At 58.2% G+C, this 25,538-nt stretch carries 18 protein-coding genes; 11 read left to right on the top strand and 7 right to left on the bottom strand.

Translation table 11 applies throughout. The features are described 5' to 3' along the window. A complete protein-coding gene (gene wzb, locus H7R76_RS08650) occupies positions 1-444 on the bottom strand; it encodes a low molecular weight protein-tyrosine-phosphatase Wzb (protein ID WP_106929513.1) in 444 nt (147 codons plus the stop codon). A 5-nt stretch (positions 445-449) separates the two neighbouring features. Beyond that, entirely contained in the window at positions 450-1,583 is a 1,134-nt protein-coding gene (locus H7R76_RS08645) for a polysaccharide export protein (protein ID WP_106929511.1), read from the bottom strand. Between the two features lie 641 nt (positions 1,584-2,224). Between H7R76_RS08645 and H7R76_RS08640 the strand changes: the two genes are divergently transcribed. Continuing rightward, positions 2,225-3,805, top strand: a complete 1,581-nt coding sequence (locus H7R76_RS08640) for a TerC family protein (protein WP_106929509.1) — start codon at positions 2,225-2,227, stop codon at positions 3,803-3,805. Positions 3,806-3,862: 57 nt separating this feature from the next. Here the strand turns inward: H7R76_RS08640 and asmA are convergent, their stop codons facing one another. The 3 genes from asmA to udk all read right to left on the bottom strand — a co-directional run bounded on the left by asmA (position 3,863) and on the right by udk (position 7,040). Further along, positions 3,863-5,713 (bottom strand): outer membrane assembly protein AsmA, encoded by a 1,851-nt coding sequence (gene asmA / locus H7R76_RS08635; RefSeq protein WP_182967525.1) that lies wholly within the window; start codon positions 5,711-5,713, stop codon positions 3,863-3,865. 26 nt (positions 5,714-5,739) lie between these two features. After that, positions 5,740-6,321, bottom strand: coding sequence for a dCTP deaminase (gene dcd / locus H7R76_RS08630; protein ID WP_106929505.1), 582 nt, complete (start codon positions 6,319-6,321; stop codon positions 5,740-5,742). Positions 6,322-6,398: 77 nt separating this feature from the next. Beyond that, a complete protein-coding gene (gene udk / locus H7R76_RS08625; protein WP_106929504.1) occupies positions 6,399-7,040 on the bottom strand; it encodes a uridine kinase in 642 nt (213 codons plus the stop codon). Between the two features lie 353 nt (positions 7,041-7,393). Here udk and H7R76_RS08620 point away from each other — a divergent pair, with 353 nt between their 5' ends. Beyond that, a complete protein-coding gene (locus H7R76_RS08620; protein ID WP_182967523.1) occupies positions 7,394-9,664 on the top strand; it encodes a PAS domain S-box protein in 2,271 nt (756 codons plus the stop codon). On the opposite strand, the gene alkA is transcribed toward H7R76_RS08620, so the two are convergent. Then, positions 9,616-10,458, bottom strand: coding sequence for a DNA-3-methyladenine glycosylase 2 (gene alkA / locus H7R76_RS08615; RefSeq protein ID WP_106929500.1), 843 nt, complete (start codon positions 10,456-10,458; stop codon positions 9,616-9,618). The two genes, H7R76_RS08620 and alkA, sit on opposite strands and share 49 nt — an antisense overlap. Positions 10,459-10,606: 148 nt before the next feature. Between alkA and yegD the strand changes: the two genes are divergently transcribed. Next, a complete protein-coding gene (yegD, locus tag H7R76_RS08610) occupies positions 10,607-11,959 on the top strand; it encodes a molecular chaperone (protein WP_182930612.1) in 1,353 nt (450 codons plus the stop codon). Positions 11,960-12,041: 82 nt separating this feature from the next. Here the strand turns inward: yegD and H7R76_RS08605 are convergent, their stop codons facing one another. Next, positions 12,042-12,101: a type I toxin-antitoxin system Ibs family toxin gene (locus H7R76_RS08605; RefSeq protein WP_182930611.1), complete on the bottom strand. Its 60-nt coding sequence runs from the start codon at positions 12,099-12,101 to the stop codon at positions 12,042-12,044. Positions 12,102-12,353: 252 nt separating this feature from the next. Here H7R76_RS08605 and H7R76_RS08600 point away from each other — a divergent pair, with 252 nt between their 5' ends. From H7R76_RS08600 to trhP, 8 genes are all read left to right on the top strand, one after another. Continuing rightward, entirely contained in the window at positions 12,354-13,613 is a 1,260-nt protein-coding gene (locus H7R76_RS08600) for an MdtA/MuxA family multidrug efflux RND transporter periplasmic adaptor subunit (RefSeq protein WP_106929499.1), read from the top strand. Next, positions 13,613-16,735: an MdtB/MuxB family multidrug efflux RND transporter permease subunit gene (locus tag H7R76_RS08595; protein ID WP_106929497.1), complete on the top strand. Its 3,123-nt coding sequence runs from the start codon at positions 13,613-13,615 to the stop codon at positions 16,733-16,735. Before H7R76_RS08600 ends, H7R76_RS08595 begins: the two co-directional genes overlap by 1 nt. After that, complete coding sequence (mdtC, locus tag H7R76_RS08590) at positions 16,736-19,813, top strand: multidrug efflux RND transporter permease subunit MdtC (RefSeq protein WP_182967521.1); 3,078 nt, start codon at positions 16,736-16,738, stop codon at positions 19,811-19,813. A 2-nt stretch (positions 19,814-19,815) separates the two neighbouring features. After that, positions 19,816-21,228 carry an MFS transporter gene (locus H7R76_RS08585; protein ID WP_182930335.1) on the top strand — a complete coding sequence of 471 codons (1,413 nt, stop codon included), beginning with the start codon at positions 19,816-19,818 and terminating at the stop codon, positions 21,226-21,228. A 3-nt stretch (positions 21,229-21,231) separates the two neighbouring features. Further along, positions 21,232-22,698, top strand: a complete 1,467-nt coding sequence (gene baeS, locus H7R76_RS08580) for an envelope stress sensor histidine kinase BaeS (protein WP_106929491.1) — start codon at positions 21,232-21,234, stop codon at positions 22,696-22,698. After that, entirely contained in the window at positions 22,695-23,417 is a 723-nt protein-coding gene (gene baeR / locus H7R76_RS08575; RefSeq protein ID WP_106929489.1) for an envelope stress response regulator BaeR, read from the top strand. Before baeS ends, baeR begins: the two co-directional genes overlap by 4 nt. 122 nt (positions 23,418-23,539) lie before the next feature. Further along, the gene (locus H7R76_RS08570) at positions 23,540-23,872 is read left to right on the top strand and encodes a YegP family protein (RefSeq protein WP_106929487.1); all 333 of its coding nucleotides are present in this window, start codon (positions 23,540-23,542) and stop codon (positions 23,870-23,872) included. Between the two features lie 153 nt (positions 23,873-24,025). Then, a complete protein-coding gene (gene trhP / locus H7R76_RS08565) occupies positions 24,026-25,387 on the top strand; it encodes a prephenate-dependent tRNA uridine(34) hydroxylase TrhP (protein ID WP_106929485.1) in 1,362 nt (453 codons plus the stop codon). Positions 25,388-25,538 lie beyond the last annotated feature (151 nt).

The following is a 25,538-nucleotide window of genomic DNA, read 5'->3' as shown; positions in this document are numbered from 1 at the left end:
TTATCCCTGCTGAGCTTTCAGTGCCTGCGCCCACTGGCTGGCAGACCTGTCGAGTAACTGGTACACCGCTTCAAACGCCTCCAGGCTTTTGCGATACGGATCGGGAATTTCGCGTTCGTTATCCCAATGCCCAAACAGCATCACTTTGCCGCGCATCTCGGGCGCCATTTCATGCAGGGTGGCAACGTGACGTTTCTCCATCGCCAGAATCAGATCGTAATCCCGACACATGCGCCCGGAGAGCTGCCGCGCACGGTGCCCCTCAAGTGAAACCGCATGTCCGGCCGCAACGCTGGCGGCACGCTCATCCGCCGCTTTGCCCACCAGCGCCCCCAGCCCCGCCGACTCGATGGTCATCGTTGGCAGATGACGGCGCAACAAGCGTTCCGCCGTCGGGGAACGGCAGATGTTCCCCACGCACACCACAAGAATTTTGTTAAACATGATGGTTACCAGGTATGAATGTCTTTCGCCGTGTCGGTCATGTAGCGAACGCCACTGATGGTCGGCAACAGTTGGTTGATCAGACGGTTCCAGCGGGCAACCGGTGCGGTCGTGACGTAAACCACGTCGTAAGGCTGCAGCACAAAGTTAGTCGCCATCACCAGCGAGGTCGCATCGGACATATCAAGCTGATAAATATTGGCCATTTTGCCGCCGTTACCCGCTTTGGTTGGACGAATCACGAAGATGCCGCTGGCGTCGGAGGTGGTCAGGTCGATCCCCTCGGCCTGGCCAAGCGCTTCGGTGAGCGTCATGCCGCTGAAGTCCATTTTGAGCGTGCTCTGTTTTTTCACTTCGCCCATCACGAAGACTTTCAGATCATCGTTGCGCGGGACGAACAGAATATCGCCCGGGTAAAGCAGCCGGTTCTGGCTCAGATCGCCGTTTTGCATCAGCGCCTGTACCGAGATGCGCTGCTCTTTGCCGTCATGCGTCAACACCACGTTGCGCCAGTCCGCCAGCTCGCTCAGTCCGCCCGCGGCGTTAAGCGCATCCAGTACGGTCAGCGGTACGTTGGTGATCGCCTGCTGTCCGGACTTGTTCACCTGCCCGGAGACATACACCTTTTGCGAGCGGAAGGCGGCAACGTTCACATCCACCTGAGGATCGGTAATGTAGGCGGCGAGACGTTGGGTGATGGTCTGACGAATTTCCGCCAGCGTGCGGCCTTTAACCTGCACCTTGCCAATGTAGGGATAGAAAATAGTGCCATCCGGCTGTACCCAGTTGCCGGTGTCGCTGGAACTACGATACTGCCCCGCCGGCGTCGTCAGCTCGGGGTGATCCCAGACGGTGACGTTCAGCACGTCGCCGGAGCCTACGCGGTACTGGTAATTGCTTAACTCCTGATCCAGCGACATGTTCGGCTGCGCGACGTTGGGACGCGGGCGTAATTGTTCAATCAGGCGCGGGGTCAGCGGATAAACATTCACCATCCGGCCAATGTCATAATCAGCATCCTGCTGCTTAATCACATCTTTTCCGTAGGTAGACATATTGCTGCCGGGAAGGATGGTGCAGCCACTCATCAAGGTTACCGACACCAATAATGGCATCAATTTTAGTTTGGATTTCATCATTGATTATTTATCACTTTGGCAGAAAATTATCCTGTGCGAATTAAATTAATCCGTACTCTTTGATTACCTTTAAATCCACGACGCCGATATTCCCCATGAAATATAATTGGCATATATCCTAAAAAGACAGGGATTCATCCGCAGGCTATTGACAGAATAATTCAGGCTTTGCGTCACGCCTTCAGGCACGCTACCGCCCTTGGCTTCCAGCTACCAATTCACATAAAATTCATATTGTTATAGAAAGCACGGTCATTGCGAAATGAACAGGAAATATTCCTGGATATATAATTACAGGAATTATCTCATCCGCATGGCTATTTTATGCCGTACGTAAATGGTTATTCCATTCAGCGTCGGAAGAATTGTTGCAGCTAAGTGAATAGCAGGCAAGGTTACCGCTGCTTAAAAAATATTTTTAAGAATAATATTAAGACCTAATAACGTTGAAGTTTTAGGATTTTCTTTATATTGACAATATAGGCTATTTATCTTTTTCGTTATTTATTTTAATTCAATTCAGCCGATTATTTTCGTCATATCCATAAGGTTTATCGTGATAAATCACCGGCAGACGTTGCATTTTGCCGCGGCTTTATCCATGATCAAATCGTCTTGTAACATAAGGTTTTAACCAACGTATGGAATGGATTGCCGATCCCTCTATTTGGGCGGGACTCGTGACGCTGGTCGTCATTGAGCTGGTTCTCGGAATTGATAATCTGGTGTTTATCGCCATCCTGGCGGAAAAACTGCCGCCTGCCCAGCGCGACCGGGCGCGCGTCACCGGGCTGATGCTGGCGATGGTCATGCGCCTTCTGCTTCTGGCCTCTATTTCGTGGCTGGTCACCCTCACCAAGCCGCTGTTTAGCCTCCGCGACTTCACCTTCAGCGCTCGCGATCTGATTATGCTGGTCGGCGGCTTCTTCCTGCTGTTTAAGGCTACGGTGGAGCTCAACGAGCGTCTGGAAGGCAAAGACAGCGATAGTCCAACGCAGCGGCGCGGAGCACGTTTCTGGCCGGTCGTTTTGCAAATTGTGGTGCTGGATGCGGTCTTCTCGCTCGATTCGGTGATCACCGCCGTCGGGATGGTTGACCATCTGGCGGTCATGATGGCTGCGGTCATTATCGCCATCAGCCTGATGCTGCTGGCCAGCAAGGCGCTGACCCGCTTTGTGAACAGCCACCCCACTATCGTTATTTTGTGCCTGAGCTTCCTCCTGATGATCGGCTTTAGCCTGGTCGCGGAAGGCTTCGGCGTCATCATTCCGAAAGGCTACCTGTACGCTGCGATTGGTTTCTCGGTGATGATCGAGTTTCTCAACCAGTTGGCAATCTTCAACCGACGCCGCTTCCTGAGCGCCAATCAGTCGCTGCGTAGCCGCACCACCGATGCGGTGCTGCGTTTATTAAGCGGCAAAAAAGAGGATGCTGAACTGGATGCTGGCACCGCATCGCTGCTGGTCGATCAGGATGACCAGCAGGTCTTTGACCCGCAGGAACGACGGATGATTGAGCGCGTGCTCAATCTCAATCAGCGCACCGTCAGCAGTATTATGACCTCGCGCCATGATATTGAGCATATCGACCTTAGCGCCCCGGAAAGCGACATTCGCGCCCTGCTGGAAAAAAACCAGCATACGCGTCTGGTGGTCACCGGCGGCGAAGATGAAGAAGACCTGCTCGGCGTGGTGCACGTTATCGATCTGCTGCAGCAGTCGCTGCGCGGCGAACCGCTGGATCTGCGCGTATTAATCCGCCAGCCGCTGGTCTTCCCGGAAGCGCTGCCGCTGCTGTCGGCGCTGGAGCAGTTCCGCAACGCGCGGACCCACTTCGCCTTTGTGGTGGATGAGTTCGGTTCCGTTGAAGGGGTGGTCACCTTAAGCGACGTGACGGAAACCATTGCTGGCAATCTGCCTAACGAGGCGGAGGAGATTGACGCCCGCCACGATATTCAGAAAAATGCCGACGGCAGCTGGACGGCCAACGGCCACATGCCGCTGGAAGACCTGGTGCAGTATGTGCCGTTGCCGCTGGATGAAAAGCGCGAGTATCACACCATTGCCGGGCTGCTCATGGAGCATCTGCAGCGCATTCCTAAAGCCGGCGAAGAGGTACAGATTGGCCGGTGGACGCTGAAAACCTTACAGGTTGAGAGCCACAGGGTGCAAAAAGTCCAGATTATCCCGCAGCCGCAGGAAGAGTGGGATTACGAAGTGTAAAGTGCGTTTCCGGCGTCGCGCGGTTGAACGCTGCGACGCCGGGTTAACGGCAGCGGGTTAAGGCTGATTTAACAGCTGTTTGACGTCCTTACCGGACTGCGTATTTTTATTACGCTCCGCCCAATCATTTAAGCGGCGTTTCGCTTCGTTTTGCAGCTGGCGACGCAGAATTTGATCAACCTGCAGGCTGTAATTTAGCGCCTCCCACTTACCGTAAACGCGCAGTGGGATGGCCGTCGATTTCAGAATATCGATGAGTCGGCCCTGACCCTGCCAGCCGTCAACAACCTGAATACCGAACTGCATGTCACCTTCTTCTTTCACCAGGTTGAGCGTCCCTTTACCGGTTAACTGAATCAGCGACGATTTGCCCTGCAGGTTATTGAGCGTCAGCACGCCGTTATCGAGATCGATGTCGGTGCTCATTTCATCCAGACGCGTAGCGTTGTCATCGTTCTCCTGCGCGCGCACGTCGGTGCTGCGCTCAACGGCCTGCTGCACCAGCTGCTGGAAGTTCAGCCCCTCGGTGCGGGTATTTTTCATCTCAAGGTTCGCCTGCCCCTGCCAGTCGCGGCGGAAGTGGTTGGCATCAATCACCGAACCGGAGAAGTCCCCTGCCAGCGACATTTTACCGGTCATGTTAATGGCGTAATTAAAGGCCTTTAACAGGCTGCCGATTTCAATATTATCGAGCTTCGGCTGGAACGTCGCCTGCGGCGTACCGTCGCGGGCGTCCAGCGTGCCCGGCAGCGAAATCTGCCCGCCGGCCAGCGAACCTTCAAGCTGGGAAACACGCAGCAGACCGCGCTGGTTATCCGCCTGGATAGCCACATCGCTGAACGGCAGACCGCGCCAGATAACCTGTTTGGCCACCATGGACAGCGTACCGCTGAACCCGGTTAAACCGCTGTAAGGCGGTACATTGACGCCGTTGGCAATCACCGGACGCGGCAGCTTCGGCGCCGACTGCGCCTGCTGCGCGCCGCCGCCACTGCCGCTGAAGATATCGGCCCGCACCAGCAGATTATCGAGATTAAGCTTGTCAGACTGCAGTTTCAGCGACCAAACCGGCGCGTCGCCGAGCACCACGCTGCCCTCGCCTGCCAGCGAGCTGTCGTTGGCCGTCATATTCAGCGCGCTGAAGCTCAGCATCTTGCTGGATTCCTGCCAGCTGGCATTAACGCTGCCGCTGCCGCTGATACCCTGCGACGGGAGATCGGCGCCCTGCAGCTGCCAGCTGATTTGCGACAGTTGGGCCTCAAGACTTTGCGGATAGTTGCCGGCCTGAACCTGAGCGGAGAAATTAAGGGATAAATCACGCTGGTCGCGATTAATGCGACCGGAGAAATCGACGCTCGCCTGGTGATGGGCATCTTGCTCCATTTGCAGGCGGATATCGCGCACGGTGATCTGCTCGTCATCCTCATGCTGGAACACCAGCACGCTATCAACAACCTGCAGCCCGGCAACATCAAACGACCAGCCGCGCTCGCCCGGCTCCTGCGGCAGCGTGGTGCCTTGCGGTGCCACCGGTGCGTTTTGGTCGCGAATAGCTTCGGTTTGCGGCGTTAGCTGCACCACCGCACCTTTCAACATCACCTGCTTCACCTGCAGCTGATGTGAAAGCAACGGCAGCAGCGCCACGTCAAGACGCATGTTATCAGCGCGCACCAGCGGCGCGCTGGCGCCGGGCGCGGTAAGGGCCATCCGGCCGGCCAGAATGCTCAGCCGCGGCCAGACGTGCCAGCGCAGGCCGCCCTCAAGCTGCAGCTGGTATCCGCTGCGCTCGGCCACCTGCTTCACCATATAGCTGCGGAAGTCGTTAGGATTGACCAGCAGCACCAGCGATGACAGGCCGGCAACCAGTACCACCAGCAGAATCATCAGCGTCGTTAATATTCTTCTCATGGCACCCTCACCCGCGTTGCGCTGGTTCAGTCTTTATCAATACGACTGGCAACCGCACCCTGCTGATCGCGATATTTAGCGTCTTCACGACGGTTATACGGGCGATCCGCCGGACCCGACAGCGGTTCGAAGCTCAGCGCGCCAATCAGCATTCCCGGACGCAGCGCCAGCGGCAGCTTGCCGGAGTTGTAGAATTCAAGCACGATGCAGCCCGACCAGCCGGGATCGATGCGGTGCGCGGTGACGTGCACCATCAGCCCCAGACGCGCCAGCGAGGAACGGCCGTCAAGCCAGCCCACCAGATCCGCCGGCAGCGTCACCGACTCCAGCGTGACCGCCAGCGCCAGTTCACCCGGATGCAGGTAGAAGGCATCGCCTTCGGCCAGCACAATCTCTTCGCTCATTACGCGATCCAGCGCCGCGCTAACTTCCGCCTTCGGCCCGCTTAAATCAATATAGGCGGCGGTATGGCCGCTGAAGGTGCGAAACTTGTTGCCTAACCGCACGTCAACGGTGGCACCATTGATACGCTCAATCGGCGGACGCGGGTTAATCGCCAGTCGGCCTTCATCCAGCCAGGCTTCTATATCTCGGTCACACAGACGCATATCACTCTCCTTTTGTACGACTGCCCTCTTCCATCACGGTTAAGGGCTCTTATTGCACGTTACACAATTCGTGTGAGTTATTCAAAAAACTGGCTAATTTTCGCTTTCAGAATGTCGATAGCAATACGGTTTTTGCCGCCGCGCGGAACGATGATATCGGCATACTGCTTCGACGGTTCGATAAACTGCAGGAACATCGGGCGTACCGTTTTCTGATATTGCGCCATCACCGAGTCCATCGAGCGACCACGCTCGTTAACATCGCGCTTGATGCGGCGCATCAGGCAGATATCCAGCGGCGTATCAACGAAAATGGAGAAGTTCATCTCTTCGCGCAGACGCGCGTCGGTCAGCAGCAGGATCCCCTCAAGGATGATCACTTTTTTCGGTTCGATGTGGATCGTTTCCTGCGTGCGGGTGTGGTCAACGTAGCTGTAAACCGGCAGTTCAATAGGGTTACCGCGTTTCAGCGTTTGCAGATGCTGAAACAGCAGACTGTGGTCCATCGCGTTCGGGTGGTCGTAGTTGGTTTTAACCCGCTCTTCCATGGACAGATGACTTTGGTCTTTGTAATAGCTGTCTTCAGGAATGACACCAATGTGCTCATCGCCCACCTGCTCGCGCAGTTCGCGATACAGCGTACTAGCAATAAGACTTTTACCTGAAGCCGATGCGCCGGCAATGCCTACAATGACGCACTGATGAGACTTATCAGTCATAAATTTTGCGACCCGATTAACCTGGATGATAGGAAGGACGGCACGAATAGACAATATTATTCAAGAGGAAACGATCTGAATAGACACGTGTATCAGCGCCAAACGTGGCAATTATAGGGATTTCGTCGCAACGATACCAGTCGAATGCATCGATCGGTGATGACAAAAGATGAAACGTCCGCGCGTCGGTTTCTGCTGCGCAAGACATTGATGAAATTAATATTACGGATGTAACTAATTGACGATTATTGTCAATTAGTGTCACAGATCTGATAAATAGCGCTAAAGTTGTTGCATAATCGGCACTCATCTCGGCATGGCCGGAGAGCGGTTGCCTCCGGAAAACAGTGGTAATGAAGAAAGAAACCAGCTTTATCCCTCTCCTCCCCGCCTCGCGGCAACGCACGTTGCAGATACTGTTTGGTCTGACTGTCGTGACGTTTTTATTCACCCTGTTTTCACTGTCGTTAATGCGCGTACCCAACGAGCTCTCGCCGGTCTGGTTCCCAACGGCCATCATGACGGCGGCGTTCTACCGTTTTAACAGCACGCTGTGGCCCTGTATTGGCATCGCTGGCGTACTGGGGATCATCGCCGCTACCGCCGTTGATGGCCCTGCACAGGTCGGGCTGTTTTATCCGCTGGCAAATCTGATGGAGGCGCTGGTGGGTGCGCTACTGCTGCGCCGCTGGCTGGTGGATGATAATCCGCTGAAAAATTTAGCCGACTGGACGCAAATGGCGATTGCCGCGGCGCTGATTCCCCCGTTCCTGGGCGGCATCCTGGTCGCCAGTTGGACGCCCGGCGACAACGCTTTCCAGACCCTGGTAGTGTGGATGCTGTCGGACGCCGCCGGTGCGCTGGCGCTGGTGCCGCTGGGGCTACTGATCCGCCCGGATTATTTCCAGCGCTATCGCAACCGCACGCTGCTGGCATCAACCCTACTGACCGCCATCCTCACGCTGGCACTAAGCGTGATTGCCATGCTGTACATGCCCTGGCCGTTCACCTTCATTATGGTGCTGATGATGTGGAGCGCAGTGCGGCTACCGCGCATTGAAGCCTTCCTGATTTTTCTGCTGACCATTATGACGGTATTGACGCTCTCTGCGCAGCACCCGCTGGTGCAGGAGATCATCGTAAACACCCTTAACAGCTACCGGTTAAGCAATATGCTGGGGCTGCCGTTCCTGATGGTGCTGCTGCCTACCGGCGTGATGAGTATCGCCATGTACGCGGTGTACAGCGAGCGACGCCGTATTACGGAAAGCGAAACCCGTTTTCGCAACGCGATGGAATACTCGGCGGTCGGTATGGCGGTGGTCGACGCCTATGGTCAGTGGCTACAGGTGAATAAAGCGCTGGGCGTCTTTCTGGGTTACACCCCGAACGAGCTGCATCACATGACCTTCCAGCAGGTCACCTGGCCGGAAGATTTACCGCAGGACCTGGTACAGTTAGACCGTCTGGTGCGCGGTGAAATTGAGAGCTATTCGCTGGAAAAACGCTACCGCACGCGTCAGGGTGAAGCGGTCTGGGCGCTGCTGGCGGTCTCGCTGGTACGCAACAACGACGGTACGCCGCTGTACTTTATCCAGCAGATTGAAGACATCAACGACTTGAAAAAAAGCCGCGAGGCCAACAAGCGCCTGATGGCAGAGATTACCCACACCAACGAAGCGCTGTTCCAGGAAAAAGAGCGACTGCACATTACGCTGGATTCCATTCGTGAAGCAGTGATCAGTACCGACAGCCAGCAGAACATCACCTTTATGAACCCGGTCGCCGAGAAAATCAGCGGCTGGTCGCAGGCGGAAGCCCAGGGAAAATCGCTGCGCGAGGTGCTGAATATTACCTTTGGCGATAAGGGGCCGTCGCTGGAAAATCTGTACAGCGACGAAAACCTCGATAGCGATATCGAACTGAATAAAGTGCTGCATAACCGCTACGGAGGCAGCTTCGATATTCACCACAGCATGACGCCGCTCAGCACCCAGGAAGGCGAGCATATTGGTTTTGTGCTGGTTATCCAGGACGTAACCGAGTCACGCCGCCTGCTGCGTCAGCTGAGCTATAACGCCAGTCACGATGCGCTGACCGGCCTGCCCAACCGTTCAAGCTTCGAAAGCCAGCTTAAAGCGCTGCTGACGGCGCTACCGGGCGGCCACCAATCGCACGCGTTGATCATGCTGGATCTCGACTTCTTCAAGGCGGTCAACGACAGCGCTGGCCACGCCGCCGGTGATGCCCTGCTGCATGAAATCGCCGGGCTGATGCGCTCACAGCTGCGGCCGAGCGATATTCTGGCACGCCTCGGCGGCGATGAGTTCGGCTTTATTTTGCGCCACTGCTCTACCGAGCAGGCGCTGAATGCAACCGAGCGCATTGTTGAAGCCATCAAACATTACGAGTTTACCTGGGCCGGCCGTCGGCACCGCATCGGCGCCAGTGCCGGACTGACGTTGATCCATGAGCACAACGCTCAGTTGGCCGACGTGCTTGTGCAGGCCGATTCCGCCTGCTATGCCTCGAAGCATAACGGCCGCGGCATCGTGACGGTGTACAGCCCGCCGCGTCAGGTCGGCGACCAGCCGTCTGCATACCAGATATGCAATAACGCGTAGGAGCGCCACGGCTGCCAGCGCTCGGCGTAGCGGCGAATCTGCGCGGGCGTCATACCGGGAAAGCGTTGTTTAATCAGATAATCGTCCGGCAGGAAAATATCCTGCGCCTGCCAACCGCGCAGCGCAAAGTAGTTTGCAGTCCAGCGGCCGATTCCCGGGTACTGCTGGAGCGCACGAAGCGCCTGCTCGACATCATCCGGCAGGGTCAGCGGCAGTTCGCCGCTGGCCGCCGCGCGGGCAAAATGGATTAGCGCTTCAGCGCGCTTGAGCGGCATTCCCAGCGCCTTCAGCGCCAGTGGGTCACCCGCCGCCAGCCGCTCCGGTGTAGGAAATAAAGCAAAGCCGTCCGTCTGCGCCAGCGGTTCGCCGTACAGCGCCACCACTTTTGCCGCCAGCCGCGCGGCCATTTTCACGCTCACCAGTTGGCCAAGAATCGCCCTCACGCCCTGCTCGAAGGCATCAAATGCGCCGGGCAAGCGCAGCCCCGGCCTCCCTGCCGCCAGCGCCCCCAGCGCGCGCTGCACCTGCTGCGGATCGCAGTGCAAATCCAGCAGCCTCGTGACGCCTGCTAAGGCCTCGTCCGCCACCGGCAGCAGCCCGGCGGACAGCGTCACCCGAAGCCGTTGCTGCACGTCGTCCGGCGTCATGGTGATAAGCCCACAATGTGGCCCGCAGCGCCAGCTACGGGTATAGCTGTGCGCATGAAAATGCTCGATTCCCGCAACGGCACGCGCCTGTAAAAAACCAAACATCCAGCGCCAGTCGTACGGCGCTCGCCAGGGCAGTTCAAACATCGAGTCTCCTTATCTTAAGACAACGGGCGTAGCGTGACAGCATAGCCGCTAATCAACGCGAAAACCTTGCTTTCATATTCCAGTTGCCGCCATCCCCACATTCCGCTAAAGTCGCCCCCCTTTCTTCACTGGCATGGGGATGATTGACGTGTTTATTGGTTTTGACTACGGGACGGCGAACTGCTCTATCGCCGTGATGCAGGACGGCGCGCCGCGCATGCTGATGATGGAGAACGGCAGCACCCTGCTGCCGTCGATGCTGTCAGCGCCGACCCGCGAAGCGGTCAGCGAATGGCTGTATCGCCATCATCAGGTACCGGCCACGGGCGATGAAACCCAGGCCCTGCTGCGCCGCGCGATGAACTACAACCGCGATGAAGATATCGACGTCCTGAGCAACAGCGTGCAGTTTGGCCTGGCATCGCTCAAACAGTATATCGATGACCCGGAAGAGGTGTACTTCGTGAAGTCACCGAAATCCTTCCTCGGCGCCAGCGGCCTGAAGCCGCAGCAGGTTGCCGTTTTCGAAGATTTAGTGTGTTCGATGATGCTGCATATTCGCCAGCAGGCGCAGTCGCAGCTGCAGGATACCATCGAGCAGGCGGTGATTGGCCGCCCGATTAACTTCCAGGGGCTGGGCGGCGATGAAGCCAACGCGCAGGCGGTAGGTATTCTGCAGCGTGCGGCGAAACGCGCCGGTTTCCGCGACGTGGTTTTCCAGTATGAGCCGGTAGCTGCCGGGCTGGATTTTGAAGCCAGCCTCAGCGAGGAAAAACGGGTGCTGGTGGTGGATATCGGCGGCGGGACAACCGACTGCTCGGTGCTGCTGATGGGGCCGCAGTGGCGCGCCCGTCACGACCGCGAGCAGAGCCTGCTCGGCCACAGCGGCTGCCGCGTTGGCGGTAACGATCTGGATATCGCGCTGGCGTTCAAAAGCCTGATGCCGCTGCTCGGCATGGGCGGCGAAACGGAAAAAGGCATCGCCCTGCCGATCCTGCCGTGGTGGAACGCGGTCGCGATTAACGACGTGCCGGCGCAAACCGACTTCTACAGCGCCGCCAACGGCCGCCTGCTGCGCGATCTGGCGCGTGACGCCCGCGACGCCGATAAAGTCGCGCTGCTCTATAAAGTGTGGCAGCAGCGGTTAAGCTACCGTCTGGTGCGTAGCGCGGAAGAGAGCAAAATTGCATTGTCCGAAAGCGAACACATCGCAACCTCACTGCCGTTTATCAGCGATGAACTGGCGACCGCCATCAGCCAGGACGGTCTTGAAACGGCGCTGAACCAGCCGCTGACCCGCATTCTTGAGCAGGTACAGCTGGCGCTGGAAAACAGCAGCGAAAAACCGGACGTCATCTACTTAACCGGCGGCAGCGCCCGCTCGCCGCTGATTAAGAAAGCGCTGGCCCAACAGCTGCCCGGTATTCCGATTGCCGGCGGCGACGATTTTGGCTCGGTAACCGCCGGTCTGGCGCGCTGGGCGCAGGTGGTATTCGCCTGATGGTTCGCCGTTGACTTCGCTGTTTTTTCGACCTATGGTAAAGGAATGAGGGTAAGGGAGGATTTCTCCTCCCCCTGGTGTCTTAGTATGCTGGCAAGCTAATCACTAAGAGTATCACCAGTATGATGAGGTGTTTCATCATAACCCTTTCCTTATAAAAGGCCCCTTCTTCAGGAGGGGCTTTCCTGTTTTAGCGCCCTGCTAAACGCCGCCGACGGTAGCACGTGCGGCGGCGGCGCGGTTTTTCATCGTTGGGGATTGCGAGGCGGCTCGTAAAGCTGACGCGATTCAGACGATTCCTTCCGTCTTTCATATTTCCTCCATTTTTTCTGAGCGTTCCGTTACTAAACTAGTATCATTTCGTGGAATGATTCAGGACGAGACACGTATAACAATGAAAGGCAGTCATAAGATTCGCTGGCGAGTAGCGCTGGCCGTGCTGGTAGTGGCCGCTGGGGCGATAGGCATCTGGCATTTCAGCAGCAATTCCGACACTTCAGGCGCAGCGAAACCGGCAGGGGCCGCCCCGGCCGGCGGCGGACGTCACGGCGGGCGTTTTGGCGGCGCACTCGCGCCGGTACAGGCCGCAACCGCCACCAGCGAAGCCGTTCCGCGCTACCTCAGCGGGCTGGGTACCATTACGGCCGCCAACACCGTGACCGTGCGTAGCCGCGTCGACGGGCAGCTCAAAGCCATTCACTTCCAGGAAGGCCAGCAGGTCAAAGCCGGCGATCTGCTGGCAGAAATCGATCCTAGCCAGTTTAAAGTCGCGCTCGCTCAGGCGCAGGGGCAGTTGGCTAAAGACAAAGCAACGCTGGCCAACGCGCGCCGCGATCTGGCCCGCTATCAGCAGCTGGCAAAAACCAACCTGGTTTCGCGCCAGGAGCTGGATACCCAGCAGTCGCTGGTCAGCGAAACCGAAGGTACGATTAAGGCCGACGAAGCCGCCGTCGCCAGCGCGCAGCTGCAGCTTGACTGGAGCCGTATCACCGCACCGATCGACGGCCGCGTAGGTCTGAAACAGGTCGATATCGGCAACCAGATCTCCAGCGGCGACACCACCGGCATCGTGGTGCTGACGCAAACGCACCCTATCGATCTGGTCTTCACCCTGCCGGAAAATGACATAGCAACCGTCGTGGCGGCACAAAAAGCCGGGCAAACGCTGGCGGTGGAAGCGTGGGATCGCACCAACAAACGCAAACTCAGCGACGGCACGCTGCTGAGCCTCGACAACCAGATTGACGCCACCACCGGCACCATCAAGCTGAAAGCGCGTTTTAACAACCAGGACGATGCCCTGTTCCCGAACCAGTTTGTTAACGCCCGTATGCTGGTCGATACCCAGCAAAATGCGGTGGTGATCCCTGCCGCTGCGCTGCAAATGGGCAACGATGGCCACTTTGTCTGGGTGCTGAACAGCGACAACAAGGTCAGCAAACACACCGTGACGCCGGGGATTCAGGATAGCCAGAAAGTGGTCATCGACGCCGGGCTCTCCGCGGGCGATCGCGTGGTGACCGACGGTATTGACCGCTTAACCGAAGGTGCGAAAGTGGAAGTCGTTACCGCCCACGATGCCGCTACCGCCAATGCGGAGAAACCGGCCGCCGCCGAGGGCCGCTCTGCGGGCCATAAAGGAGCGCGTGGCTGATGCAAGTATTACCGCCGAGCAATACTGGCGGCCCATCCCGCCTGTTTATTATGCGCCCGGTCGCCACCACCCTGCTGATGGTGGCGATCCTGCTGGCCGGGATCATCGGCTACCGTTTCCTGCCCGTTTCCGCGCTGCCGGAAGTGGACTATCCGACCATTCAGGTCGTCACCCTGTATCCGGGCGCCAGCCCGGATGTGGTGACGTCGGCGATTACCGCGCCACTTGAGCGTCAGTTTGGCCAGATGTCCGGCCTCAAGCAGATGTCGTCGCAGAGCTCCGGCGGCGCATCGGTCGTCACCCTTCAGTTCCAGCTGACGCTCCCGCTGGACGTCGCCGAGCAGGAAGTGCAGGCGGCGATTAACGCCGCCACCAACCTGTTGCCGAGCGATCTGCCTAATCCACCGGTTTACAGCAAGGTCAACCCGGCGGATCCGCCGATAATGACTCTCGCCGTCACCTCGTCCGCCACGCCGATGACGGAAGTGGAAGATATGGTGGAAACCCGCGTAGCGCAGAAAATCTCCCAGGTCTCCGGCGTCGGGCTGGTCACGCTGGCGGGCGGCCAACGTCCGGCGGTGCGCGTGAAGCTCAACGCTCAGGCCATTGCCGCGCTGGGGCTGACCAGCGAAGATATTCGCACCGCCATCACCAGCGCCAACGTCAACTCCGCAAAAGGCAGCCTCGACGGCCCGGCGCGCGCGGTAACGCTTTCGGCAAACGATCAGATGCAGTCCGCGCAGGAATACCGTCAGTTGATCGTCGCCTATAAAAACGGCGCGCCAATTCGCCTTGGCGACGTAGCGACCATTGAGCAAGGTGCAGAGAATACCTGGCTTGGCGCATGGGCCAATAAAAAACAGGCCATCGTGATGAACGTGCAACGTCAGCCGGGCGCGAATATCATCTCGACCGCGGACAGCATTCGTCAGATGCTGCCGCAGCTGACCGAAAGTTTACCGAAATCAGTCAACGTTGAGGTGCTCTCTGACCGCACCACCAACATTCGCGCTTCAGTGTCCGACACGCAGTTCGAACTGATGCTGGCGATTGCGCTGGTGGTCATGATTATTTATCTGTTCCTGCGTAACGTCCCGGCGACGATCATTCCCGGGGTCGCCGTACCGCTGTCGCTGGTCGGCACGTTTGCGGTCATGGTGTTTCTCGACTTCTCTATCAACAACCTGACGTTAATGGCGCTGACTATCGCCACCGGCTTCGTGGTCGATGATGCGATTGTGGTTATCGAGAACATCTCACGCTATATCGAAAAGGGCGAGAAACCGATGGCCGCGGCGCTGAAAGGCGCGGGCGAGATTGGCTTTACCATCATCTCACTGACCTTCTCCCTGATCGCAGTGCTGATCCCGCTGCTGTTTATGGGCGATATTGTCGGTCGTCTGTTCCGTGAATTTGCCGTCACTCTCGCGGTGGCGATACTGATATCCGCGGTGGTGTCGTTAACCCTGACGCCGATGATGTGCGCACGGATGCTGAGCCACGAATCACTGCGCAAACAGAATCGGTTCTCACGCGCCAGCGAGCGATTCTTTGACCGGGTGATTGCCGTCTACGGCCATCTGCTGGCGCGCGTACTCAACCATCCATGGCTGACGCTGAGCGTAGCGCTGGGCACGCTGGCGCTGTCGGTTATCCTGTGGATAACGATTCCCAAAGGCTTTTTCCCGATTCAGGATAACGGTATTATCCAGGGGACCCTACAAGCGCCGCAGTCGGTTTCATTCGCCAGCATGGCGCAACGTCAGCAAACGGTGGCTGACGCCATTTTGAAAGACCCGGCGGTAGAAAGTCTGACCTCCTTTGTGGGCGTCGACGGCACCAACCCGGCGCTAAACAGCGCACGTCTGCAAATTAACCTCAAACCGCTCAGCGAACGCGATGACCGCGTTCAGACGGTCATCGGCCGCCTGCAGCAATCGGTTGACCGCATTCCCGGGGTTGAGCTGTATTTACAGCCGACGCAGGATTTAACCATCGACACCACCGTCAGCCGCACCCAGTACCAGTTTACGCTGCAGGCCAATTCGCTGGACGCGCTGAGCGAGTGGGTTCCGCAGCTGATGGCCGAGCTGCAGACGCTGCCGCAGCTTTCCGACGTCAGCAGCGACTGGCAGGACAAAGGGCTGGTCGCCTACGTTAACGTTGACCGCGACAGCGCCAGCCGTCTCGGTATTTCAATGGCCGACGTCGACAACGCGTTGTACAACGCCTTTGGCCAGCGGCTGATTTCAACCATTTACACCCAGGCCAACCAGTACCGCGTGGTGCTGGAGCATGACACCCGCGCAACGCCGGGGCTGGCGGCGCTGGATAACGTGCGCCTGACCAGCAGCGACGGCGGCATCGTGCCGCTGACCGCCATTGCTAAGGTTGAGCAGCGCTTTGCGCCGCTGTCGATCAATCATCTCGATCAGTTCCCGGTGACCACCATCTCGTTCAACGTGCCGGATAACTATTCGCTGGGTGACGCGGTGCAGGCAATCATGGACTCGGAGAAAACGCTGAATTTCCCGGCCGATATCCGCACCGAGTTCCAGGGCAGCACCCTCGCCTTCCAGTCGGCGCTCAGCAGCACCGTCTGGCTGGTGGTTGCGGCGGTCGTCGCGATGTACATCGTGCTGGGCGTACTGTATGAAAGCTTTATTCACCCGATCACCATTCTCTCGACCCTGCCGACGGCGGGCGTCGGCGCCCTGCTGGCGCTGATGATTGCGGGCAACGAGCTGGACGTGATCGCCATCATCGGGATAATTCTGTTGATCGGCATCGTGAAGAAAAACGCAATCATGATGATCGACTTTGCGCTCGCCGCCGAACGCGAACAAGGGATGGCGCCGCGAGAAGCTATCTATCAGGCCTGCCTGCTGCGTTTTCGCCCGATTCTGATGACCACGCTGGCCGCCCTGCTCGGCGCACTGCCGCTGATGCTGAGTACCGGCGTCGGCGCCGAACTGCGTCGCCCGTTGGGGATCGGTATGGTCGGCGGGCTGCTGGTTAGCCAGGTGCTGACGCTGTTCACCACGCCGGTTATCTACCTGCTGTTCGATCGTCTGTCGCTGTACCTGAAAAGCCGATTCCCGCACCGTGAAGAGGAAGCGTAAGTGAAATTTTTTGCGCTCTTCATTTACCGCCCGGTAGCGACGATTTTGATTTCCGTCGCCATCACGCTGTGCGGCGTGCTGGGCTTTCGTCTACTGCCGGTCGCGCCGCTGCCGCAGGTCGATTTCCCGGTGATAATGGTCAGCGCCTCGCTGCCGGGGGCCTCGCCGGAAACCATGGCCTCGTCCGTCGCCACGCCGCTGGAGCGGTCGTTGGGGCGTATTGCGGGCGTGAACGAAATGACCTCCAGCAGTTCGCTGGGCAGCACGCGAATCATTCTGGAATTTAATTTCGACCGCGACATCAACGGCGCTGCGCGTGACGTGCAGGCGGCGATCAACGCCGCGCAAAACCTGCTGCCGAGCGGCATGCCGAGCCGTCCAACCTACCGCAAGGCCAATCCGTCAGATTCGCCGATTATGATCCTGACGCTGACCTCGGACACCTACTCGCAGGGCGAACTGTACGATTTCGCTTCCACCCAATTGGCGCAAAGCATCGCGCAGATTGACGGCGTCGGCGATGTAGACGTTGGCGGTAGCTCGTTGCCCGCCGTTCGCGTCGACCTCAATCCGCAGGCGCTGTTTAACCAGGGCGTGTCGCTGGATGCGGTACGCACCGCCATCAGCAACGCTAACGTGCGCAAGCCGCAGGGGGCCATTGACGACAGTACCCAGCGTTGGCAGGTGCAAACCAACGATGAGCTGAAAAAAGCGGCCGAATATCAGCCGCTGATTGTGCACTATAACAACGGCGCAGCGGTGCGTCTGGGCGACGTGGCAACGGTCAGCGACTCGGTACAGGATGTGCGCAACGCCGGGATGACCAACGCCAAACCGGCCATTCTGCTGATGATCCGCAAGCTGCCGGAAGCCAATATTATCGACACCGTTGACCGGATCCGCGCCGAGCTGCCGGAACTTCAGCAGACCATTCCGGCGGCCATTGACCTGCAAATCGCTCAGGACCGTTCCCCGACCATTCGCGCCTCACTCGAAGAAGTGGAACAGACGCTGGTGATTTCGGTGGCGCTGGTGATTCTGGTGGTGTTCCTGTTCCTGCGATCCGGCCGCGCGACGCTGATTCCGGCGGTCGCGGTACCGGTGTCGCTTATCGGCACCTTCGCCGCCATGTACCTTTGCGGCTTTAGCCTCAACAACCTGTCCCTGATGGCGCTGACCATCGCCACCGGCTTTGTGGTGGATGATGCCATCGTGGTGCTGGAGAACATTTCCCGCCACCTGGAAGCGGGCATGAAACCGCTACAGGCAGCGCTGCAGGGTAGCCGTGAAGTCGGCTTTACCGTGCTGTCGATGAGCGTGTCGCTGGTGGCGGTGTTCCTGCCGCTGCTGCTGATGGGCGGCCTGCCCGGCAGGCTGCTGCGTGAGTTTGCCGTGACGCTGTCGGTCGCGATCGGGATTTCGCTCGCCGTCTCGCTGACCCTCACGCCGATGATGTGCGGCTGGATGCTGAAATCCAGCCGAGCGCATACCCCTAACCGTAACAAAGGCATCGGCCGCCTGCTGATTGCCATGCAGCGCGGCTATGCCAAATCGCTGCACTGGGTGCTGGCGCACGCCCGGCTGGTGGGCGTCGTGTTCCTTGCCACCATCGCGCTGAACGTCTGGCTGTACATCTCAATCCCCAAAACCTTTTTCCCGGAGCAGGATACCGGCGTACTGATGGGCGGCATTCAGGCCGACCAGAGCATCTCTTTCCAGGCGATGCGCGGTAAGCTTCAGGATTTTATGAAAATTATCCGTGAGGATCCGGCGGTAGATAACGTCACCGGCTTTACCGGCGGCTCGCGCGTGAACAGCGGCATGATGTTTATCACCCTCAAACCGCGCGACGTACGTCAGGCATCGGCGCAGCAGATTATCGATCGGCTGCGTAAAAAGCTCGCCAAAGAGCCGGGCGCGAACCTGTTCTTAATGGCGGTACAGGATATCCGCGTCGGCGGCCGTCAGGCCAACGCCAGCTACCAGTACACGCTGCTGTCGGACGATCTTAGCGCCCTGCGCGAATGGGAGCCTAAGATCCGCAAAGCGCTGGCCGCGCTGCCGGAACTGGCGGACGTCAACTCGGATCAGCAGGACAACGGCGCGGAAATGGACCTGGTCTACGATCGGGAAACGATGTCGCGGCTGGGCATCAGCGTGGAAGCCGCCAACAGCCTGCTGAACAACGCCTTCGGTCAGCGACAGATATCCACTATCTATCAGCCGTTGAACCAGTACAAAGTGGTGATGGAGGTCGACCCGGTCTATACCCAGGACGTCAGCGCGCTGGATAAAATGTTTGTCATCAACGGCGAAGGCAAAGCGATCCCGCTGTCCTACTTTGCTAAATGGCAGCCGGCAAACGCCCCGCTGTCGGTTAACCACCAGGGGCTATCAGCAGCCTCAACCGTTTCCTTCAACCTGCCGACCGGGAAATCGCTGTCAGAAGCCAGCGATGCGATTAACCGTACCATGACGCAGCTTGGCGTCCCCTCAACGGTTCGCGGTTCGTTTGCCGGGACGGCGCAGGTGTTCCAGGATACGATGAACTCGCAGGTGATCCTGATTATCGCCGCCATTGCCACGGTCTATATCGTGCTGGGTATTCTGTACGAAAGCTACGTCCACCCGCTGACCATTCTCTCTACCCTGCCCTCGGCTGGCGTCGGGGCGCTGCTGGCGCTGGAGCTGTTCAATGCCCCGTTCAGCCTAATTGCCTTAATCGGGATCATGCTATTAATTGGCATTGTGAAGAAAAACGCCATCATGATGGTCGACTTCGCCCTTGAGGCGCAGCGAAACGGCAATCTGCCGCCGGAGCAGGCGATATTCCAGGCCTGCCTGCTGCGTTTCCGCCCGATTATGATGACCACGCTGGCGGCGCTGTTTGGCGCACTGCCGCTGGTGCTCTCGGGGGGCGATGGTTCAGAACTGCGCCAGCCGCTGGGGATTACGATCGTCGGTGGGCTGGCGATGAGCCAGCTGTTAACGCTCTATACCACGCCGGTGGTATATCTGTTCTTCGATCGTCTGCGTCTGCGTTTTTCACGTCAACCCCGACAATCGGCAACGGAATAACCATGACTGAGCTCCCGGCTAACGTACGCTGGCAACTGTGGATCGTGGCGTTTGGCTTTTTTATGCAATCGCTGGACACCACCATCGTGAACACCGCCCTCCCCTCAATGGCCCTGAGCCTGGGGGAGAGCCCGCTGCACATGCACATGGTGGTGGTTGCCTACGTGCTGACCGTCGCCGTTATGCTGCCAGCCAGCGGCTGGTTGGCTGACCGGGTTGGCGTGCGCAATATTTTCTTCACCGCCATCATCCTCTTTACCCTGGGGTCACTGTTCTGCTCGCTCGCCGGGACGCTCAACGAGCTGGTGATGGCTCGCGTGCTGCAGGGGATCGGCGGGGCAATGATGGTCCCCGTCGGCAGGCTGACGGTGATGAAAATCGTCCCGCGCGAGCAGTACATGGCGGCGATGACCTTCGTCACCCTTCCCGGGCAGATTGGCCCGCTGCTGGGGCCAGCGCTGGGCGGGATACTGGTCGAGTATGCCTCATGGCACTGGATTTTCCTGATCAACATCCCGGTCGGCATCGTCGGCTGTATCGCAACCCTGATGCTGATGCCCAACTACACCGTGCAGACGCGGCGCTTCGATCTGTCCGGTTTTATCGTGCTGGCGCTGGGCATGGCCACCTTAACCCTCGCGCTCGACGGCCAAAAGGGGTTGGGCATTTCACCGTGGATGATGGCCGCGCTGGTCGGCGTTGGTCTGGCATCCATCCTGATCTATCTGTGGCACGCACGGGGCAACGACAGCGCGCTGTTTAGCCTCAAGCTGTTTCATACCCCCACCTTCTCTTTAGGGCTGGCGGGCAGCTTCGTCGGCCGTATCGGCAGCGGCATGCTGCCGTTTATGACGCCGGTATTTCTGCAAATTGGCCTCGGTTTCACCCCGTTCCACGCCGGCTTGATGATGATCCCAATGGTGCTAGGCAGCATGGGGATGAAACGTATCGTCGTGCAGGTGGTTAACCGCTTCGGCTATCGCCACGTGCTGGTTGTTGCCACCCTCGGGCTGTCGCTAATCAGCCTGCTGTTTATGTTTACCGCTCTGGCAGGCTGGTACTACGCCCTACCGGTCGTGCTGTTTATTCAGGGAATGGTGAACTCCAGCCGTTTCTCGTCAATGAACACCCTGACGCTGAAAGACCTGCCGGACGACCATGCCAGCAGCGGCAACAGCCTGCTGTCGATGATAATGCAACTGTCGATGAGTATCGGCGTAACCCTCGCCGGGCTCCTGCTGGGAATGTTTGGCCAGCAGCACATCGCCATCGGCAGCGCGGCGACGCATCACGTCTTTATGTACACCTATCTTTGTATGGCCATCATTATTGCGCTTCCCGCTCTCGTCTTTGCGCGCGTGCCGGACGACACCAGCAAAAACGTGGTTATTGCCCGACGCAAACTGAAGGAGTAGACCGTGAAATTATGGCGCCCGGGTATCTCCGGCAAACTGTTTCTCGTCATTTTAACCACCTGTATCGTGCTGCTTATCAGCATGCACTGGGCCGTGCGTGTTAGCTTCGAGCGCGGCTTTATTGACTACATTAAGCGCGGCAACGAGCAGCGGCTGCAGCTGCTGAGCGACGCGCTGGCGGAACAGTACGCGCTGCACGGAAACTGGCGTTTTTTACGCAATAACGACCGCTTCGTGTTCCAGATCCTGCGCTCCTTCGAGCACGATAACGGTGAAGATCGTATGCCGCCAGGCCCTCCCGGCCCCGACGGCGGGCCTGACCGTGCGCCCGATCGCGGCGGCCCGGATCGCGGGGGTATGCCGCCCCACGGCTGGCGAACACAGTTTTGGGTTGTCGATCAAAAAGCCCGCGTACTGGTCGGCCCGCGTGAAGCGGTGCCGATTGACGGCACCCGGCGCGGTATTATTGTCAACGGCGCTGAAGTCGGTGCGGTGATCGCTTCGCCGGTAGAACGCCTGACCCGCAACACGGATATTAACTTCGATCGCCAGCAGCGGCGTACCAGCTGGCTTATCGTCGGCCTGGCCACGCTGCTCGCGGCGCTGGCCACCTTTCCGCTGGCGCGCGGTCTGCTCGCGCCGGTGCGGCGGCTGGTTGAAGGCACCCACAAGCTGGCTGCGGGCGATTTTTCTACCCGCGTTCCGGTCAGCAGCGGTGATGAACTGGGCAAGCTGGCGCAGGATTTTAACCGCCTCGCCAGCACGCTGGAAAAAAACCAGCAGATGCGTCGGGACCTGATGGCCGACATATCCCACGAGCTGCGCACGCCGCTGGCGGTACTGCGCGGCGAACTGGAGGCAATTCAGGACGGCGTGCGCAAATTCACCCCGGAATCGGTCACCTCGCTACAGGCTGAAGTCGCGACGCTGACCAAGCTGGTGGACGATCTCCACCAGCTTTCGATGTCCGACGAAGGTGCGCTGGCCTACCAGAAAGCGCCTGTCGATATCATTGCGCTGGTTGAAATTGCCGCTGACGCCTTCCGCGAGCGTCTGGCCAGTCGTGGGCTCACGCTCAATCTGGCACTTGCAGAAAACGCCACCGTCTTTGGCGATCCGGATCGCCTGATGCAGCTGTTTAATAACCTGCTGGAAAACAGTCTGCGCTACACCGACAGCGGTGGGCAGGTACAGATTCGCAGCGAGCTGCTGGCGCAAAGCATCGTGCTGGAATTTGCCGACAGCAGCCCCGGCGTCAGCGATGAACAGCTAAGCCGACTTTGTGAACGCTTTTACCGCACCGAAGGCTCGCGCAACCGCGCCAGCGGCGGATCCGGCCTGGGGCTGGCTATCTGCGCGAATATTGTTGCCGCCCACGGCGGCCAGCTCCACGTCGGACATTCGCCTTTTGGCGGGGTTAGCATTAAAGTAGAATTACCGCTGGAACGCGTAATACCGAGAGAAATATGACCGAGTTACCGATTGATGAAAACGCCCCACGCATTCTGATCGTTGAAGATGAACCCAAGCTGGGGCAGTTGCTCATCGACTATTTACTGGCAGCCAATTATGCGCCAACGCTGATTAACCACGGTGATAAAGTGCTGCCGTACGTGCGCCAGACGCCGCCGGACCTGATCCTGCTGGATTTAATGCTGCCAGGCACCGACGGCCTGACGCTGTGCCGCGAGATCCGTCGCTTCTCCGAGGTCCCGATTGTCATGGTGACCGCCAAAATTGAAGAGATCGACCGCCTGCTGGGTTTAGAAATCGGCGCCGACGATTACATCTGCAAACCGTACAGCCCGCGCGAAGTGGTGGCACGCGTGAAGACCATTCTGCGCCGCTGCCGGCCGCGTCAGGAGCTGCAGGCGCTGGACGAACAGAGCCCGCTGGTGGTGGACGAAACACGCTTCCAGGCCTCATGGCGCGAGCGACTGCTGGATCTTACTCCCGCCGAATTCCGTCTGCTGAAAACGCTGTCGCAGGAGCCGGGCAAAGTGTTCTCGCGCGAACAGCTGCTCAATCACCTGTACGATGACTACCGCGTCGTGACCGACCGAACCATCGACAGCCATATCAAAAACCTCAGGCGCAAGCTGGAGTCGCTGGACGCCGAACAGTCGTTTATTCGCGCTGTCTATGGCGTAGGCTACCGCTGGGAAGCCGACGCCTGCCGTATGGCCTAACCGCTAAGAGCGGCACGTCTGCGCCGCTCTCGTTTTTCCCCGCTCGCATCTTCGCCAATATCTCCCATACTCATACTGTCAGTCGATACGTTTAACGAATGCAATCTAATCAAGGAGTCACCATGGCTGGTTGGTTTGAATTAAGCAAAAGCAGCAACGATCAGTTCCGATTTGTTCTGAAAGCGGGAAACGGGGAGATTATCCTGACCAGCGAGCTCTATACCACCCGAGCCGCGGCGGAAAAAGGCATCGCCTCCGTGCGCGTGAATAGCCCGCTGGACGCGCATTACGAGAAGAAAACGGCCACTAACGGTAAATTTCACTTCAACCTCAAGGCGGGCAACCACCAGGTCATTGGCACCAGCCAGCTGTATGCCACCGAGCAGTCGCGCGATAAGGGCATCGCGTCGGTAAAAACCAACGGTGCCAGCGAAACCGTGAAAGATAATACCTGACGGCTCCACCACCGCCGGGCGGTCTGCGACGGCCACCCGGCGCTTTACCTCGCCCCGCCACAGCGCTACAATGCCCGCCCTTAAAGTGGGGACACTCCCCAACTCGTCGCATCAGGTGCGGCGAATCTGACCTGTCATCAGAACGAGAAAATCATGTTTAAACCGGAACTCCTTTCCCCGGCGGGAACGCTGAAAAATATGCGTTACGCTTTCGCTTACGGCGCCGATGCAGTCTACGCGGGTCAACCGCGCTACTCGCTGCGCGTACGTAACAACGAATTCAATCACGAAAATTTACAGCTCGGCATCAACGAAGCCCACGCGCTGGGTAAAAAATTCTACGTCGTGGTGAACATCGCGCCGCACAACGCCAAGCTGAAAACCTTTATTCGTGACCTGAAGCCGGTAGTGGATATGGGGCCGGATGCGCTGATTATGTCCGATCCGGGGCTTATCATGCTGGTGCGAGAACACTTCCCGGAGATGGACATTCACCTGTCGGTACAGGCGAACGCCGTCAACTGGGCCACGGTGAAGTTCTGGAAACAAATGGGATTAACCCGCGTGATCCTCTCGCGCGAACTGTCGCTGGAAGAAATTGAAGAAATTCGCAGCCAGGTTCCGGACATGGAGATTGAAATCTTCGTTCACGGCGCGCTGTGCATGGCCTATTCCGGCCGCTGCCTGCTGTCTGGTTACATCAACAAACGCGATCCTAACCAGGGTACCTGCACCAACGCCTGCCGCTGGGAATACAACGTGCAGGAAGGCAAAGAAGACGACGTGGGCAACATCGTCCACAAATACGAACCGATTCCGGTGCAAAACGTCGAACCGACCCTCGGCCTCGGCGCGCCAACCGATCAGGTCTTTATGATTGAGGAAGCTAAACGTCCCGGCGAGTACATGACCGCTTTCGAAGACGAACACGGCACCTACATCATGAACTCCAAAGATCTGCGCGCCATCGCCCACGTTGAGCGTTTGACCCAGATGGGCGTCCATTCGCTGAAAATCGAAGGCCGCACCAAATCCTTCTACTACTGCGCGCGCACCGCCCAGGTGTACCGCAAGGCCATCGACGACGCGGCCGCTGGCAAACCGTTCGACACCAGCCTGCTGGAAACGCTGGAAGGCCTTGCCCACCGTGGTTACACCGAAGGGTTCCTGCGTCGCCACACCCATGACGACTATCAGAACTATGAGTACGGCTACTCCGTTTCCGAGCGTCAGCAGTTCGTCGGCGAATTTACCGGCGAGCGTAAAGGCAACCTGGCCGCCGTGGCGGTGAAAAACAAATTCCTGATCGGTGACAGTCTGGAGCTGATGACCCCACAGGGCAACGTCAACTTCACGCTTGAGCATATGGAAAACGCCAAAGGTGAGACGATGCCGGTCGCGCCGGGCGATGGTCACACCGTATGGTTACCCGTGCCGGAAGATATGGCGCTGGAGTATGGCCTGCTGATGCGTAATTTCTCAGGACAATCCACTCGTAATCCGCATAGCAGCTAGTACATTTATATTGTTTTTCAATAGCAAGGATTCTTAGAAATGGATCACAGACGGAATTATCGATTATCGATACTATTCTCTCGCTGAAAAACATAACCCATAAATGCTAGCTGTACCTAGGAACCACCTCCTTAGCCTGTGTAATCTCCCT

This window comes from Klebsiella sp. WP8-S18-ESBL-06 (assembly GCF_014169755.1).
Lineage (GTDB): Bacteria > Pseudomonadota > Gammaproteobacteria > Enterobacterales > Enterobacteriaceae > Kluyvera > Kluyvera ascorbata_B.
This window is presented reverse-complemented; position numbering and strand designations above follow the sequence as displayed.

Bases quoted from the DNA above. Each gene is read 5' to 3' on its own strand.
- wzb (WP_106929513.1), bottom strand. From the start codon at position 444: ATGTTTAACAAAATTCTTGTGGTGTGCGTGGGGAACATCTGCCGTTCC.
- H7R76_RS08645 (WP_106929511.1), bottom strand. From the start codon at position 1,583: ATGATGAAATCCAAACTAAAATTGATGCCATTATTGGTGTCGGTAACC.
- H7R76_RS08640 (WP_106929509.1), top strand. From the start codon at position 2,225: ATGGAATGGATTGCCGATCCCTCTATTTGGGCGGGACTCGTGACGCTG.
- asmA (WP_182967525.1), bottom strand. From the start codon at position 5,713: ATGAGAAGAATATTAACGACGCTGATGATTCTGCTGGTGGTACTGGTT.
- dcd (WP_106929505.1), bottom strand. From the start codon at position 6,321: ATGCGTCTGTGTGACCGAGATATAGAAGCCTGGCTGGATGAAGGCCGA.
- udk (WP_106929504.1), bottom strand. From the start codon at position 7,040: ATGACTGATAAGTCTCATCAGTGCGTCATTGTAGGCATTGCCGGCGCA.
- H7R76_RS08620 (WP_182967523.1), top strand. From the start codon at position 7,394: ATGAAGAAAGAAACCAGCTTTATCCCTCTCCTCCCCGCCTCGCGGCAA.
- alkA (WP_106929500.1), bottom strand. From the start codon at position 10,458: ATGTTTGAACTGCCCTGGCGAGCGCCGTACGACTGGCGCTGGATGTTT.
- H7R76_RS08600 (WP_106929499.1), top strand. From the start codon at position 12,354: ATGAAAGGCAGTCATAAGATTCGCTGGCGAGTAGCGCTGGCCGTGCTG.
- H7R76_RS08595 (WP_106929497.1), top strand. From the start codon at position 13,613: ATGCAAGTATTACCGCCGAGCAATACTGGCGGCCCATCCCGCCTGTTT.
- H7R76_RS08585 (WP_182930335.1), top strand. From the start codon at position 19,816: ATGACTGAGCTCCCGGCTAACGTACGCTGGCAACTGTGGATCGTGGCG.
- baeR (WP_106929489.1), top strand. From the start codon at position 22,695: ATGACCGAGTTACCGATTGATGAAAACGCCCCACGCATTCTGATCGTT.
- H7R76_RS08570 (WP_106929487.1), top strand. From the start codon at position 23,540: ATGGCTGGTTGGTTTGAATTAAGCAAAAGCAGCAACGATCAGTTCCGA.
- trhP (WP_106929485.1), top strand. From the start codon at position 24,026: ATGTTTAAACCGGAACTCCTTTCCCCGGCGGGAACGCTGAAAAATATG.